The organism is Pseudomonas fluorescens, assembly GCF_001623525.1.
GTDB lineage: Bacteria > Pseudomonadota > Gammaproteobacteria > Pseudomonadales > Pseudomonadaceae > Aquipseudomonas > Aquipseudomonas fluorescens_Q.
In genome coordinates this window covers 5,943,361-5,956,847 of the sequence record NZ_CP015225.1, presented here as the reverse complement: position 1 = coordinate 5,956,847, position 13,487 = coordinate 5,943,361, and the positions used below count along the sequence as shown (strand labels likewise).

Below are 13,487 nucleotides of genomic sequence, written 5' to 3'. Positions count from 1 at the left end.
CCACCCCATCGTGCGTAATGCATTAGAAGCTTTTGCGTCGAATCCGACCAAACAATCACGCTTTTCCTACTGACCGCTACACTGCTCAGAAGCTTGCCCACTGCACCAATCGGCCATTCGCAAGGAGGCTCGATGAATGATGAACTGCAACATCTGAAGAATCTGGGCAAGACATCAGCCCAGTGGCTGCACGCCGTGGGCATTCACAGTGCCTCGGATCTACGCCGGCTTGGCGCGGTGGACGCCTATCGCGCCGTACGCACTCGGGGCTTCCGGGCCTCCAAGGTGTTGCTGTACGCCATCGAGGGCGCGTTGATGGATGTGCATTGGAATGACATCCCCGCCGAGCGCAAAGAAGCCCTGAATAAGCAGCTGGACGCCATTTCAATGCGCCATAAGACCTGACGCCCCTTTCGTTTCCAGCGCGAACCCTGGTCGCGCGGTTATTTCGGTGAATCGTAAAACAATGTTTGACATGGTAATGAGAATCGCTATGATTAGCACATCCGGTCGCGAGACTGGTCGATATTTGAACAGCCCTTGGTTCGGACTCTCAGATATCTCCTCATCAGGCTAATCACGGTTATTTGACCCGGCTTTTGCCGGGTCTTTTTTTGCCTGTAGAAAATCACTTCCCGGCGTGTTCGCGCATCTGCGCGCAGTAATCCTGTGGCGGCACGGCCGGCGTGTACCACACGTAATCCGCCATGGCCGACGTCACCTCGCTGCCCTCCTCGGCCAGCATCAAGACGATGGGTGCCTCACTGGCGCCAAGATCCAACGCGTGCATCGGCACACCGACATCCTTGCGCGCATGCCAGGCACCGGCGAACAACAGTGCCGGTGTCGGCGCTTGCAACAAGCGTTCGGCCATGCGCCGGTCACGCTGCTGCTGCACGGCCAGCATCGCCGGCATTTGCGACTCGGGCAGCAAACCGCAGTGGGATTCACGGATTTGCCCCAACAACTCATCCTTCACAGTGGCTGCATTGGAGCGAGTGCCCATCAAGCTAGGGGCTTGTCGATAGAAACGCTGGATCTCGGCGGCGTCCAGATTGGCGGCCAACAACGGATAACGTTGCGCCAGGGCAAACTCGACGACGGGGCCATACAAGCTCCAATCCCAGCCCGGCGACCAGTCCAGTGCGCCGGGCAGGTCCTTCGGCAAGGTGGGTAACTGGCGGACCGAATCAACGCGTGGTTGCTGGGCGGGGGTGAGCATTTCCAGCAACAGGCTGCCCTGGGCCCGCTGCCCGGCCAGGGCCTGGAGCAGCCAGACCTGCAGTGCGTGGTGATCGCGATTGTCGTGCCGCTCCCCCACCACCACCCGGGGCGCCGTTGCCAAACGTTCGACCAATGCCTGGGGTGTCACGGCCTGGTCATTGTGCAAATCACGGATTCGTCCGCCGAGTGGGGGCGGTGCGATGCTCTGACACGCCGTCAGTACACTCAATGCCAGAATCAGAAGCAGGCGCACGTCCATATCCTCCAGGGCGCCCTCAGCGGGCAATGATCAATGGATGCCCGCGCTCCGGATGGTCTTGCACCAGCACCTCCAGGCCAAACACCGCCTTGAGCGGTTCCGGGCGCAGCACGTGCCGGGGCGTGTCCAGGGCCACTGGCCGACCGGACGCGAGCAGCAACAGGCGATCACAGTAACGCGCCGCCAGGTTCAGGTCATGCAGGATCACCAACACCGCAGCGCCGCGACTGGCGAACTCACGCACCGCCTGGAGGATGGTGTGCTGATGCAGCGGATCGAGCATCGAGGTCGGCTCATCCAACAACAGGGTTTGCCCCGTTTCACCTGGCCACAACTGCACCAACACCCGGGCCAGATGCACCCGCTGACGTTCGCCGCCGGACAACGCCAGGTAACTGCGGCCGTGCAGATGCGCAGCGTCTGCCACTTGCAGCGCCGAGGCGACGATTTGCTCATCGCGCACTCGACCACTCTGGTGCGGCAGGCGCCCCATGCCGACGACTTCCTCGACACGGAAGGCGAAATCCAGGGTCGAGGACTGCGGCAAGACTGCCAGGCGCCGGGCGCGCTCGGCCCCCTGCCACTGGGCCAGTGGCCGATCATCGAGCCAGACCTGCCCTTGGGCCGGGCGCAGTTCGCCGCACAGGCCCGCCAGCAAAGTACTTTTACCTGCGCCGTTGGGCCCAAGCACTCCGAGTACTTCACCAGGGTTGAGCGCGAGATCGACGTCCGCCAGCACCGTCTTGCGGCCACGTTGAATGTGCAGGTTCTGCGCTCGCAGCATCAGGCGCGCCCTCGCACCAATAGATAAAGGAAGAACGGCGCGCCGATGAAGGCCGTGACAATGCCGATCGGCAATTCCGCAGGGGCCAATGCCAGGCGTGCCACCAGATCGGCGAACAGTAGCAGGCTTGCGCCCGCCAACACCGAAGCAGGCAGCAACACACGGTGATCGGGGCCGGCCACCAGCCGCACCAGATGCGGCACTACCAGCCCGACGAAGCCGATCATGCCCGCAGCCGCCACCGCCGCGCCAACCCCCAAGGCCGTACAAAACACCAGTTCACGCTTGAGGCTTTCGACGTTAACGCCCAGGTGGGCAGCCTCGGACTCCCCTAGCAACAGCGCATTGAGTGCCCTGGCCCGGCGTGGCAGCCAGAGCGCCACTGCGGCACTGACCAGCAACAGCGGCCACAACCGCGCATAGCTGGCGCCGTTGAGACTGCCCAGGTTCCAGAACGTCAGGGTGCGCAGGGTCGCGTCATCCGCCAGGTAGGTAAACAGACCGACGGCCGAACCGGATAGCGCGGTCAGGGCAATACCGGCCAGGAGCATCGTCGCGACATGGGTCTGGCCGTTGCGTCGCCCGAAACGATAGACCAACGCCGTAACGCCGAGCCCGCCAAGGAATGCACACAACGACAACACGTAGGGACCAAAGGCTTCGGGCAACCCACCCAGCGCCGTGCCACCGACAATGGCGAACGCGGCACCCAGTGCCGCACCGCTGGACACGCCCACCAACCCCGGGTCCGCCAGTGGGTTGCGAAACAGTCCTTGCATCGCCACACCGGACAACGCCAACACCCCGCCCACCGCCAACCCCAGCAAGGTACGTGGCAAACGGATCTGGCCGAGGATCAGTTCGGCCTGCTCCAGGCCATCGGCCGCCACCGGCAAGCCCAACAGGCGCAAGGCGGCGCGCAAGGTGTCGAGCAGCGGCAAGCTCACCGGCCCCAGGGCCAGGGACAGCCAGGTTGCCAGCAGACACAGCAGGCCCAGGCCAATGAACAAGGTGCGTGGCTTGACCAACGAGGTCATGGCGCCGTGGCCGACGCAGCCGGATAGAAGCCCGCCGTCAGTGTCACCAGGCTTTGTGGCAACCGCGGGCCCAATCCGCCTACCAACAGCGTCGGATCAAGCTCAATGACGCGCCCGTCCCTGGCGGCCTGGGTCGAGGAAAGAATCGGGTTTTCCCTGAACAGCGCCGCACGCGCTTCTTCACCGCTCAAGGCACGGTCAGCAAAGACCAGCACTTGCGGATTCAGGCCGGCCAGGGTTTCCACGGAAAAAGACTTGTAGCCGTTGTGGGTCGCCAGGTTATGACCGCCGGCCTGCTGTAACAGCCAATCAGCCGAAGTGCCCTTACCGGCGACCAGTGGCTTGCCGCCGGAACTGCCCACCAACAGCAATACGCCAGGGGCCTTTTGCTTGCGCTGGGCCGCGGCCACCCGGGCCTGTTGCTGAATGAGTTGTTTTTGATAAAGGTCGAACAACCGCGCCGCCTCGGCCTCAGCCCCCAGCAATTGTCCCAAGTGCCGCAGATTGCCCTGCAGGGCCAACAGGTCTGGTGTAGCCGAGAACAGTTCGACCTGCACACCGGCGCTGCGAATTTGCGCCAACACGGGCGGTGGCCCCATTTCCTCGGTGCCCACCAGGATCTGCGGACGCAGGCTCAGCACGCCCTCCGCCGACAGCTGTCGCTGATAGCCAACACTGGGCAAGGCTCGCAAGGATTCAGGATGCTGGCTGGTGGTGTCCACACCCACCAGTTTCGACTCGCCCCCCAGCACACTGACCCACTCCGACACGGCGCCGCCGGCGCTGACCCAACGTTGCGGCGATTCAGCCGCGCTGGTTCCCTGGTTGACCAACAGTGCGACACAGAGCGCAACAACGCGGATGTTCAGGCGCATCGGGCAGCTTCCTCAAAGAAGTTTTTCGCAGGAGCGGGCCGGGCAAGTATCCTCAATCACCTGCGAAGGAGACGCCATTTGATAATTGTTTTCATTTGACCGTCAAGGGTGGATCTTTTGCTACATGAAGCCCATGTGCGAGCAAGCTCGTTCCCGCAGAGCCTCACTCCGTCAGACATATAGAGACACACATGAAGTTTCTTTGTACCGCCGTCGAACTGCCCGACAACGGCAGTCGCGGTTTCGACCTCGATGGGCGCAAAGTACTGGCCGTGCGACGCGCCGGCCAGGTCTATGCCTATCTCAACCGCTGCCCGCACCGGGGCGTGCCACTGGAATGGCAACCGGACCAGTTCCTCGACCCCAGCGCCAGCCTGATCCAGTGCGCCACCCACGGCGCGCTGTTCCTGATAGAAAGTGGCGAATGCGTGGCGGGCCCCTGCGCTGGTCGGTTCCTCGCTGCCCTAGACAGCCGGGAGGACGAGCAAGGCATCTGGGTCGAGCTCTAGCAGCACCGGCAACCCGCGATCCACCCACATCTGCTCGGGCGTCAGCGTGACCCCGTAGGCCAGCACCTCCACACCCGCCGCCACCGCATCACGCAGCGCAGCGGCGTATACCGGGTCGATTTCCTGTGCCGGGCGCACCGCTTCGATGCCGCTCAGGTTCACACAATACAACTGCACCGCCCGCACACCGTCCCGGGCCAGGCAGGCGAGCTCCCTCAGGTGCTTGGCCCCGCGCAGGGTCACCGCATCGGGAAACGCCGCCACATTCGTGCCATCGAACCCCAGCGTGACACTTTTGACTTCGACCCAGGCCGAGCCGTGGTCGTAGTCCAGGCGAAAATCGATACGGCTGTTTTCCACCCCATAAGCCACTTCACGCTTGAGCCCGGTAAACCCGTTCAGCTCGCTGATGACCCCGGCGCGCAAGGCTTCTTCGATCAACGCGTTGGCCCGCGCGGTATTGATGCAGGCAAGCCGCCCTTGAGGGGTTTCGCCAATTTCCCAGGTGCCGGGCAACTTGCGCTTGGGATCGCTGGAGCGACTGAACCAGACACGCGCGCCTTCAGCCATGCAATTGAGCATCGAGCCGGTGTTAGGGCAGTGAATAGTGAGCAGTTCGCCATGAACGGTCTCGATATCGGCGAGAAAACGCTTGTAACGTCGAATCAGGCGACCTTCTTCCAACGCAGGGGAAAATTGCATCAGCCTTGCCAGCTCCGTAGTCCACGTTCGATTCGTGCCACCGCTTCCTCCAGCCGCGGCAGGCTCTGGGTGTAGGCGAAGCGCACGTGGTGACCGGCCTGATGGCGACCGAAATCCAGGCCCGGCGTGAAGGCCACGTGTTCGGTTTCCAGGAAGTGCTGGCAGAACGCAAAGGCATCGCCGCCGAACGCACTGATGTCGGCATAGAGGTAAAACGCCCCTTCCGGCTCCACCGCAATACCGAAGCCCAATTCACGCAAGGCCGGCAGTAGAAAGTCACGGCGCCGAGCAAACTCGGCCCGCCGCTGTTCGAAGATCTCGATGGTCGCCGGCTCGAAACAGGCCAGGGCGGCGTACTGGGCCATGCTCGGCGCACTGATGTAGAGGTTCTGCGCGAGCTTTTCCAGCTCGCCGACAGCCGCCGAAGGGGCCACCAGCCAGCCAAGTCGCCAGCCGGTCATGCCGAAATACTTGGAGAAACTGTTAAGGACAAAGGCATCGTCATCGACTTCCAGCACGCTGGCGGCGTCGGTGCCGTAGGTCAGGCCATGATAGATCTCGTCCACCACCAGATGGCCGTTATGGCCCTTGATGACCTTGGACAGCCCAGCCAATTCGTCCCGGGTGAGAATCGTCCCGGTCGGGTTGGCCGGTGAGGCCACCAACGCACCGACGCTGTCCTGGTCCCAATGGCGGTTCACCAGGTCTGGCGTCAATTGGTAACGCACCTCGGGCCCCACCGGCACCAATTGCGCCGCCCCTTCGACCAGGCGCAGGAAATGACGGTTGCACGGATAACCGGGGTCGGCCAGCAGCCAATGCTTGCCTGGGTCCACCAACAAAGCGCTGGCCAGCAGCAACGCGCCGGACCCGCCCGGGGTCACGAGGATGCGCCGGGGGTCAATCTCCACCCCATAACGCTGGCCGTAGAAACCGGCGATGGCCTCGCGCAGTTCTGGAATGCCACGGGCCGCGGTGTAACGGGTCTTGCCCGCCGCCAGCGCGGCCTGGCCGGCCTGGATGATTGGCTCGGCGGTGGTGAAGTCCGGTTCGCCGATCTCCAGGTGGATGACGTCATGCCCGGCGGCCTGCAGTTCGTTGGCACGGGCCAGCAACGCCATCACATGGAAAGGTTCGATGGCGCGGCTGCGCGCACTGTAGGGCTGAGCCATTGGCCTTCCTTCAGGGGAAAAAAGAACCGATTCTACCCAACTATCCAGCCAAGTCAGAAACAACTGCGGGAACAGGTGCGAACCACAAATGGTCTGAGCCCGTGGATTGCAGGAAATGACTCCCGCGATTGGCCCAGGCTTGACTAGAATCAAGCATTGAGCAGGTTTAAATCCCCACCGAAGCGAACCCGGCCATGTTTTACAAGCCCCGGCCGCCGCAGGCTCGACAACCGGGAGTAGCGCGGCCCGATTTGATCTGGTAAGTTCGCCCGCTTGCAGCCGCAGGGCCGGCAGGTGTCGGTGATGGAGCAATCCTGCGTAGTGGATTACAAGAGTAGAGGCGGTCCATTCATGCCCACCCAAGCAAAGCAAAATCAAAATCAGTCGCTCAGCGGGTTTGAGCCTTACGTCCCGCAAGCTGGCGAAGAGTACATGGGCGCCCCCATGCGCGCGCACTTCACCAAGATCCTGAACAAGTGGAAACAGGATTTGATGCAGGAAGTCGACCGCACCGTGGATCACATGAAAGACGAAGCGGCCAACTTCCCCGACCCGGCCGACCGTGCCAGCCAGGAAGAAGAGTTCAGCCTCGAGCTGCGTGCCCGTGATCGCGAGCGCAAGCTCATCAAGAAAATCGACAAGACCCTGCAGCTGATCGAAGACGAAGAATACGGTTGGTGCGAGTCCTGCGGCATCGAGATCGGCATTCGCCGCCTGGAAGCCCGCCCGACGGCCGATCTGTGCATCGACTGCAAGACCTTGGCGGAAATCAAGGAAAAACAGGTCGGCAAGTAATCGCCGGCGCTGTCACCGAAACGGAGCGTTCATACGCTCCGTTTTTTGTTTCCGATATTTTCTCCAAGTCTGAAAAACCTGCTCGCTCCCACAGGGGATATGCTTTGTTGTCGAGATTGCATGCCCACCGCCCGGACCCAGTAACATTCGCCCTATGACTGCCTACATCGGACGCTTCGCCCCCACCCCCAGCGGCCACTTGCACTTCGGCTCACTGGTCGCCGCACTGGCGTCGTACCTGGATGCCCGCGCCATGGGCGGGCGTTGGTTGCTGCGCATGGAAGACCTCGATCCGCCCCGGGAAGAACCGGGCGCGCAAGCGGCGATTCTCAAGGCACTGGAAAGCTACGGGTTCGAATGGGACGGCGAGATGGTTCGCCAGAGCGAACGCCATGACGCCTATGATCAAGTCATCAACCGATTGTTCAGCCAAGGCCTGGCCTACGCCTGCACCTGTTCGCGCAAACAACTGGAAGCGTACCAGGGCATTTATCCAGGGCTGTGCCGCAATGCCGGGCACGGCACCGAGGACGCCGCCATCCGTCTGCGCGTCCCCGAGCTTGAGTACCATTTCACCGACCGGGTCCAGGGCGAGTTCCGCCAGCACCTGGGCCGTGAGGTCGGCGACTTCGTGATCCGCCGCCGCGACGGGCTCTACGCCTATCAATTGGCCGTGGTCCTGGACGATGCCTGGCAAGGGGTGACCGATATCGTGCGCGGCGCCGACCTCCTGGACTCCACGCCGCGCCAGCTCTATCTGCAAGAACTGCTCGGGTTGCCGCAACCGCGTTACCTGCACGTGCCGCTGATCACCCAACCCGACGGGCACAAGCTCGGTAAATCCTACCGCTCACCGCCCCTGGCGGCCGATCAGGCCACGCCATTGCTGTTACGGGCGTTGCGCGCACTGGGCCAGCAACCGGGCCTCGAACTGGTCGACGCCAGCCCACGGGAACTGCTGGCTTGGGGCATTCGCCACTGGGATGCAGGCAAGATCCCGCGCACACTGAGCCTGCCCGAAGCGCAAATACGTTGACGGCCCTTGCAGCTTGGCGCCCATCCGTTACCATCGCCGCACGTTTTTTGGGCACGCGCATAAATTAGAGAGGCCGGGATGTATATCTATCGCTTGGTCCTGCTCCTGGTAGTGGGGATTTATCTGTTCTCCCCGGCCATCATGGATTGGTGGATCGATGCCACGGGTGCCTGGTATCGGCCGTATCTGCTCTGGCTGATCCTGATTGTCGTGACCTTCATCCTGCAGAGCCAAAAAGATGCCGATGAGCTTTAGCCTGACCCAGATGGTCCTGATCAGCGCCGCCTACCTGGCAGTGCTGTTCGGCGTAGCCTGGATCAGCGAACGAGGCATGATCCCCCGGGCGATCATCCGCCACCCGCTGACCTACACCCTGTCGCTGGGTGTCTATGCCAGCGCATGGGCGTTCTATGGCACGGTCGGGCTGGCCTACCAGTACGGCTATGGTTTCCTCTCCAGTTACCTGGGGGTGTCAGGGGCGTTCCTGCTGGCGCCGGTGTTGCTCTACCCGATCCTGAAAATCACCCGCACCTACCAACTGTCGTCGCTGGCCGACCTGTTCGCCTTTCGTTTTCGCAGCACCTGGGCCGGCGCGCTGACCACGATCTTCATGCTGGTCGGGGTATTGCCGCTGCTGGCCCTGCAGATCCAGGCCGTGGCCGACTCCATCAGCATCCTGACCCGCGAGCCGGTGCAGCACCGGGTGGCGCTGAGCTTCTGCGTACTGATCATCCTGTTCACGATTTTCTTCGGTTCCCGACACATCGCCACGCGGGAGAAACACGAAGGCCTGGTGTTCGCCATCGCTTTCGAATCGGTGATCAAGCTGATCGCCATCGGTGGTGTCGGTCTCTATGCCCTGTATGGCGTGTTCGATGGCCCGCAACAGCTGGAAATTTGGCTGTTGCAGAACCAGACGGCCCTCGCCGCCCTGCACACACCGTTGCAGGAAGGCCCATGGCGCACGCTGTTGCTGGTGTTCTTCGCATCGGCCATCGTGATGCCGCACATGTACCACATGACGTTTACCGAAAACCTCAACCCGCGCTCGCTGGTCAGCGCCAGTTGGGGCCTGCCGCTGTTCCTGCTACTGATGAGCCTGGCGGTACCGCTGATCCTCTGGGCCGGCTTGAAGCTGGGCGCCAGTACCAATCCGGAATATTTCACCCTGGGCATCGGCATCGCCGCCAACAGCAAGGCCCTGGCGTTGCTGGCGTATGTCGGCGGCCTGTCGGCGGCCAGCGGCTTGATCATCGTCACCACGCTGGCATTGTCGGGCATGGCCCTCAACCACCTGGTGCTGCCGCTCTACCAGCCACCGGCCGAAGGCAATATCTACCGCTGGCTGAAGTGGACACGGCGGGCGCTGATCGTCGCGATCATCATGGCCGGCTACGGTTTCTACCTGATGCTGGGTGAGGGGCAGGACCTGGCCAACCTGGGCATCGTCGCCTTCGTGGCCACCTTGCAGTTCCTGCCCGGGGTACTGTCGGTGCTGTATTGGCCGACCGCCAACCGCCGCGGCTTCATCGCCGGCCTGCTGGCAGGGATCCTGGTGTGGCTGGTCGCGATGCTGTTGCCGCTGATGGGCAACCTGCAGGGCTTCTATATTCCGCTGCTGAACATGATCTACGTGCTCGACGACACCAGTTGGCATATGGCGGCCATCGCCTCCCTGGCGGCGAACGTGCTGATGTTCACCCTGATCTCGCTGTTCACCAACGCCAGCAGCGAAGAGGCCAGCGCCGCCGAAGCTTGCGCGGTGGACAATGTCCGCCGCCCGCAGCGTCGCGAACTGCACGCCGCCTCGCCCCAGGAATTCGCCACGCAACTGGCCAAGCCCTTGGGCGCCAAGGCCGCGCAAAAGGAAGTCGAACAGGCCCTGCGAGACCTCTACCTGCCTTTCGATGAACGTCGCCCGTATGCCCTGCGTCGCCTGCGCGACCGGATCGAAGCCAACCTGTCCGGCCTGATGGGCCCCAGCGTGGCCCAGGACATGGTCGAGACGTTCCTGCCCTACAAGGCCGGCGGCGAAAACTACGTCACCGAAGACATCCACTTCATCGAGAGCCGCCTCGAGGATTACCACTCGCGCCTCACGGGCCTGGCCGCCGAACTGGACGCCTTGCGCCGTTACCATCGCCAGACCCTGCAGGAACTACCAATGGGCGTGTGCTCCCTGGCCAAGGACCAGGAAATCCTGATGTGGAACAAAGCCATGGAAGAACTCACCGGGATCGCCGCCCAGCGCGTGGTCGGTTCACGCCTGAGCACCCTGGGCGAGCCGTGGAAAGGCTTATTGCAAGGTTTCATCGACCTGCCGGACGAGCACTTGCACAAACAGCACCTGGCCCTCGACGGCCAGACCCGTTGGCTGAACCTGCACAAGGCCGCGATCGACGAGCCGTTGGCACCCGGTAACAGCGGCCTGGTGCTGCTGGTCGAAGACCTGACCGATACCCAGATGCTCGAAGACAAACTGGTCCACTCCGAACGACTGGCAAGCATCGGCCGGCTGGCCGCCGGGGTGGCCCACGAAATCGGCAACCCGATCACCGGCATCGCTTGCCTGGCGCAGAACCTGCGCGAAGAACGCGAGGACGACGGCGAGCTGACGGAAATCAGCGGCCAGATCCTCGAACAGACCAAGCGTGTGTCGCGCATCGTCCAGTCGCTGATGAGCTTCGCCCATGCCGGCGGTCACCAGCACAACGACGAGCCCGTCTGCCTGGCCGAAGTGGCCCAGGATGCCATTGGTCTGCTGGCGCTCAACCGACGCAATTTCGAAGTGCAATTCTTCAACCTGTGCGATCCGGACCACTGGGTCGATGGCGACCCCCAGCGGCTCGCCCAGGTGTTGATCAACCTGCTATCCAATGCGCGCGACGCCTCACCGGCCGGCAGCGCGGTGCGGGTCAAGAGTGAAGCCTTCGAACACACGGTCGACCTGATCGTCGAAGACGAAGGCAGCGGTATCCCACAGAACATCATGGACCGATTGTTCGAACCTTTCTTCACCACCAAGGATCCTGGCGAAGGCACCGGTCTGGGCCTCGCACTGGTCTATTCCATCGTTGAAGAGCATTATGGACAAATCACCATCGACAGCCCGGCCGATGTACAGAGCCAACGCGGCACCCGTATCCGGGTGACCTTGCCGCGTCATGTCGAAGCGACGTCCGCTGTGAACTGAGACCGTCGAGAGAATCGAATCAATGCCGCACATTTTGATCGTCGAAGACGAAACAATTATCCGCTCCGCCTTGCGCCGCCTGCTGGAACGCAACCAGTACCAGGTCAGCGAAGCCGGTTCAGTGCAGGAAGCACAAGAACGTTTCAGCATTCCAACGTTTGACCTGATCGTCAGCGACCTGCGCCTGCCTGGCGCCCCGGGTACCGAGCTGATCAAGCTCGGCCAGGGCACCCCCGTGCTGATCATGACCAGTTACGCCAGCCTGCGCTCGGCGGTCGACTCCATGAAAATGGGTGCGGTGGACTACATCGCCAAACCGTTCGACCACGATGAGATGCTCCAGGCCGTGGCCCGCATCCTGCGCGACCGACAGGCGGCGACCAGCAACCCGGCGGAACCCGCCGGCAAGGCCAGTGCCTCGACGAAAGCCGGCGCCAGTAACAATAATGGCGAAATTGGCATCATCGGTTCCTGCCCGCCCATGCAGGACCTGTACAGCAAGATCCGCAAAGTGGCCCCGACCGACTCCAATGTCCTGATCCAGGGCGAGTCCGGTACCGGCAAGGAGCTGGTAGCCCGGGCCCTGCACAACCTGTCACGCCGGGCCAAGGCACCGATGATTTCGGTGAACTGCGCGGCGATCCCGGAAAGCCTGATCGAGTCCGAACTGTTCGGCCACGAAAAAGGTGCGTTCACCGGCGCCAGCGCCGGGCGCGCAGGCTTGGTGGAAGCGGCGGACGGCGGCACGCTGTTCCTCGATGAAATCGGCGAACTGCCGCTGGAAGCCCAGGCGCGGTTGCTGCGGGTGCTCCAGGAAGGCGAAATCCGCCGCGTCGGCTCGGTGCAGTCGCAAAAGGTCGATGTCCGCCTGATCGCGGCCACCCACCGTGACCTCAAGAGCCTGGCGAAGATCGGCCAGTTCCGCGAAGACTTGTATTACCGCTTGCACGTGATCGCCTTGAAGCTGCCCGCCCTGCGCGAACGTGGCGCGGACGTCAATGAAATCGCCCAGGCATTCCTGGCTCGCCAGAGCGCGCGGGTCAACCGCACCGATCTCAAGTTCGCCCCGGACGCCGAACAGGCCATCCGTCATTACGCCTGGCCGGGTAACGTTCGCGAGCTGGAAAACGCGGTCGAGCGGGCGGTGATCCTGTGCGAGAGCCCGGAAATCTCTGCCGACCTGCTGGGCATCGACATCGAACTGAGCGACCTGGACGACGAAGAGTTCATCGGCCTGGCCCCGCAACAGGGCGGCGCTGCCAACAACACCAGCCACGAGCCCACCGAAGACCTGTCCCTGGAGGACTACTTCCAACACTTCGTCCTGGAGCACCAGGACCACATGACCGAGACCGAACTGGCACGCAAACTGGGCGTAAGCCGCAAGTGCCTGTGGGAACGGCGCCAGCGCCTGGGGATTCCACGGCGCAAGACCGGAGCGACCAGCGAAAGCTGAGGTGTGGGGGTAACACCGCCGAATGTGAAAAAACTGTTACCTCAGCTTTTTCACGTAACAGAAGCCGGGGTTTACGGTAACGAAACCCCGGCTTTTTTTCGCCTCGGAAAAATGGTTATAACCCTGGAACCCCCCGGTTTCGCTGGCCCTCGCAAAAGTTGGCACGCACCCTGCTATAGCTTTGGTACAAGAACAATAACAAGCAATGCAAAAGACAATAAAAATAAGACGAATCGACTCACGCACAATAAAAACAAGACGGCGAGAGGCGCAGCTAACTGATTCTTTTGGAGAGGCGTTGTATTTGGGGCTTGCCCCACAACCAGGCCGAGAACAATAAAAACTGTCTCAAGACAGGTGCCTGAACTGGTTGGATCGATTGATCACTGCAACACAGCGACCAAAGCAATCCGTTTGCTCTTGGCTCCCGATTGGGAGGGTCACG

13 protein-coding genes are annotated in these 13,487 nt (G+C 62.3%); 7 read left to right on the top strand and 6 right to left on the bottom strand.

The features are described from left to right. Window positions 1–132: 132 nt before the first annotated feature. Complete coding sequence (locus tag TK06_RS25785) at window positions 133–405, top strand: TfoX/Sxy family protein (RefSeq protein WP_063324352.1); 273 nt, start codon at window positions 133–135, stop codon at window positions 403–405. A 223-nt stretch (window positions 406–628) separates the two neighbouring features. Here the strand turns inward: TK06_RS25785 and TK06_RS25780 are convergent, their stop codons facing one another. From TK06_RS25780 to TK06_RS25765, 4 genes are read right to left on the bottom strand one after another with little or no spacing between them, the layout of a single operon-like run. Beyond that, window positions 629–1,483: a ChaN family lipoprotein gene (locus TK06_RS25780; protein WP_063324351.1), complete on the bottom strand. Its 855-nt coding sequence runs from the start codon at window positions 1,481–1,483 to the stop codon at window positions 629–631. 16 nt (window positions 1,484–1,499) lie between these two features. Next, window positions 1,500–2,267: a heme ABC transporter ATP-binding protein gene (locus tag TK06_RS25775; RefSeq protein WP_063324350.1), complete on the bottom strand. Its 768-nt coding sequence runs from the start codon at window positions 2,265–2,267 to the stop codon at window positions 1,500–1,502. After that, window positions 2,267–3,250 carry a FecCD family ABC transporter permease gene (locus tag TK06_RS25770; RefSeq protein ID WP_203417449.1) on the bottom strand — a complete coding sequence of 328 codons (984 nt, stop codon included), beginning with the start codon at window positions 3,248–3,250 and terminating at the stop codon, window positions 2,267–2,269. The genes TK06_RS25775 and TK06_RS25770 overlap by 1 nt, the downstream gene beginning before the upstream one ends. Before the next feature lie 50 nt (window positions 3,251–3,300). Next, entirely contained in the window at window positions 3,301–4,179 is an 879-nt protein-coding gene (locus TK06_RS25765) for a heme/hemin ABC transporter substrate-binding protein (protein WP_063324348.1), read from the bottom strand. A gap of 191 nt (window positions 4,180–4,370) precedes the next feature. Here TK06_RS25765 and TK06_RS25760 point away from each other — a divergent pair, with 191 nt between their 5' ends. Then, complete coding sequence (locus tag TK06_RS25760; RefSeq protein WP_063324347.1) at window positions 4,371–4,688, top strand: Rieske (2Fe-2S) protein; 318 nt, start codon at window positions 4,371–4,373, stop codon at window positions 4,686–4,688. On the opposite strand, the gene sfsA is transcribed toward TK06_RS25760, so the two are convergent. Together sfsA and TK06_RS25750 are read right to left on the bottom strand one after the other, a co-directional pair. Then, the gene (gene sfsA / locus TK06_RS25755; protein WP_063324346.1) at window positions 4,644–5,390 is read right to left on the bottom strand and encodes a DNA/RNA nuclease SfsA; all 747 of its coding nucleotides are present in this window, start codon (window positions 5,388–5,390) and stop codon (window positions 4,644–4,646) included. The genes TK06_RS25760 and sfsA overlap by 45 nt on opposite strands. Further along, window positions 5,390–6,562, bottom strand: a complete 1,173-nt coding sequence (locus tag TK06_RS25750) for a pyridoxal phosphate-dependent aminotransferase (protein WP_063324345.1) — start codon at window positions 6,560–6,562, stop codon at window positions 5,390–5,392. The genes sfsA and TK06_RS25750 overlap by 1 nt, the downstream gene beginning before the upstream one ends. A gap of 351 nt (window positions 6,563–6,913) precedes the next feature. Here TK06_RS25750 and dksA point away from each other — a divergent pair, with 351 nt between their 5' ends. From dksA to TK06_RS25730, 5 genes are all read left to right on the top strand, one after another. Beyond that, window positions 6,914–7,357: an RNA polymerase-binding protein DksA gene (gene dksA, locus TK06_RS25745; RefSeq protein ID WP_003205639.1), complete on the top strand. Its 444-nt coding sequence runs from the start codon at window positions 6,914–6,916 to the stop codon at window positions 7,355–7,357. Window positions 7,358–7,511: 154 nt separating this feature from the next. Then, a complete protein-coding gene (gene gluQRS, locus TK06_RS25740; protein WP_063324344.1) occupies window positions 7,512–8,393 on the top strand; it encodes a tRNA glutamyl-Q(34) synthetase GluQRS in 882 nt (293 codons plus the stop codon). 78 nt (window positions 8,394–8,471) lie between these two features. After that, entirely contained in the window at window positions 8,472–8,648 is a 177-nt protein-coding gene (locus TK06_RS31280; RefSeq protein ID WP_003176118.1) for a hypothetical protein, read from the top strand. Further along, window positions 8,632–11,586, top strand: a complete 2,955-nt coding sequence (locus TK06_RS25735) for a sensor histidine kinase (protein ID WP_161951744.1) — start codon at window positions 8,632–8,634, stop codon at window positions 11,584–11,586. Before TK06_RS31280 ends, TK06_RS25735 begins: the two co-directional genes overlap by 17 nt. A 22-nt stretch (window positions 11,587–11,608) precedes the next feature. Beyond that, window positions 11,609–13,042 (top strand): sigma-54-dependent transcriptional regulator, encoded by a 1,434-nt coding sequence (locus tag TK06_RS25730; protein WP_063324342.1) that lies wholly within the window; start codon window positions 11,609–11,611, stop codon window positions 13,040–13,042. Window positions 13,043–13,487 lie beyond the last annotated feature (445 nt).

Excerpts from the sequence above, each read along its gene's own strand:
- TK06_RS25735 (WP_161951744.1), top strand. The coding sequence starts at position 8,632 with ATGCCGATGAGCTTTAGCCTGACCCAGATGGTCCTGATCAGCGCCGCC.
- TK06_RS25750 (WP_063324345.1), bottom strand. The coding sequence starts at position 6,562 with ATGGCTCAGCCCTACAGTGCGCGCAGCCGCGCCATCGAACCTTTCCAT.
- TK06_RS25780 (WP_063324351.1), bottom strand. The coding sequence starts at position 1,483 with ATGGACGTGCGCCTGCTTCTGATTCTGGCATTGAGTGTACTGACGGCG.
- gluQRS (WP_063324344.1), top strand. The coding sequence starts at position 7,512 with ATGACTGCCTACATCGGACGCTTCGCCCCCACCCCCAGCGGCCACTTG.
- sfsA (WP_063324346.1), bottom strand. The coding sequence starts at position 5,390 with ATGCAATTTTCCCCTGCGTTGGAAGAAGGTCGCCTGATTCGACGTTAC.
- TK06_RS25765 (WP_063324348.1), bottom strand. The coding sequence starts at position 4,179 with ATGCGCCTGAACATCCGCGTTGTTGCGCTCTGTGTCGCACTGTTGGTC.
- TK06_RS31280 (WP_003176118.1), top strand. The coding sequence starts at position 8,472 with ATGTATATCTATCGCTTGGTCCTGCTCCTGGTAGTGGGGATTTATCTG.
- TK06_RS25785 (WP_063324352.1), top strand. The coding sequence starts at position 133 with ATGAATGATGAACTGCAACATCTGAAGAATCTGGGCAAGACATCAGCC.
- TK06_RS25775 (WP_063324350.1), bottom strand. The coding sequence starts at position 2,267 with ATGCTGCGAGCGCAGAACCTGCACATTCAACGTGGCCGCAAGACGGTG.
- dksA (WP_003205639.1), top strand. The coding sequence starts at position 6,914 with ATGCCCACCCAAGCAAAGCAAAATCAAAATCAGTCGCTCAGCGGGTTT.
- TK06_RS25760 (WP_063324347.1), top strand. The coding sequence starts at position 4,371 with ATGAAGTTTCTTTGTACCGCCGTCGAACTGCCCGACAACGGCAGTCGC.
- TK06_RS25730 (WP_063324342.1), top strand. The coding sequence starts at position 11,609 with ATGCCGCACATTTTGATCGTCGAAGACGAAACAATTATCCGCTCCGCC.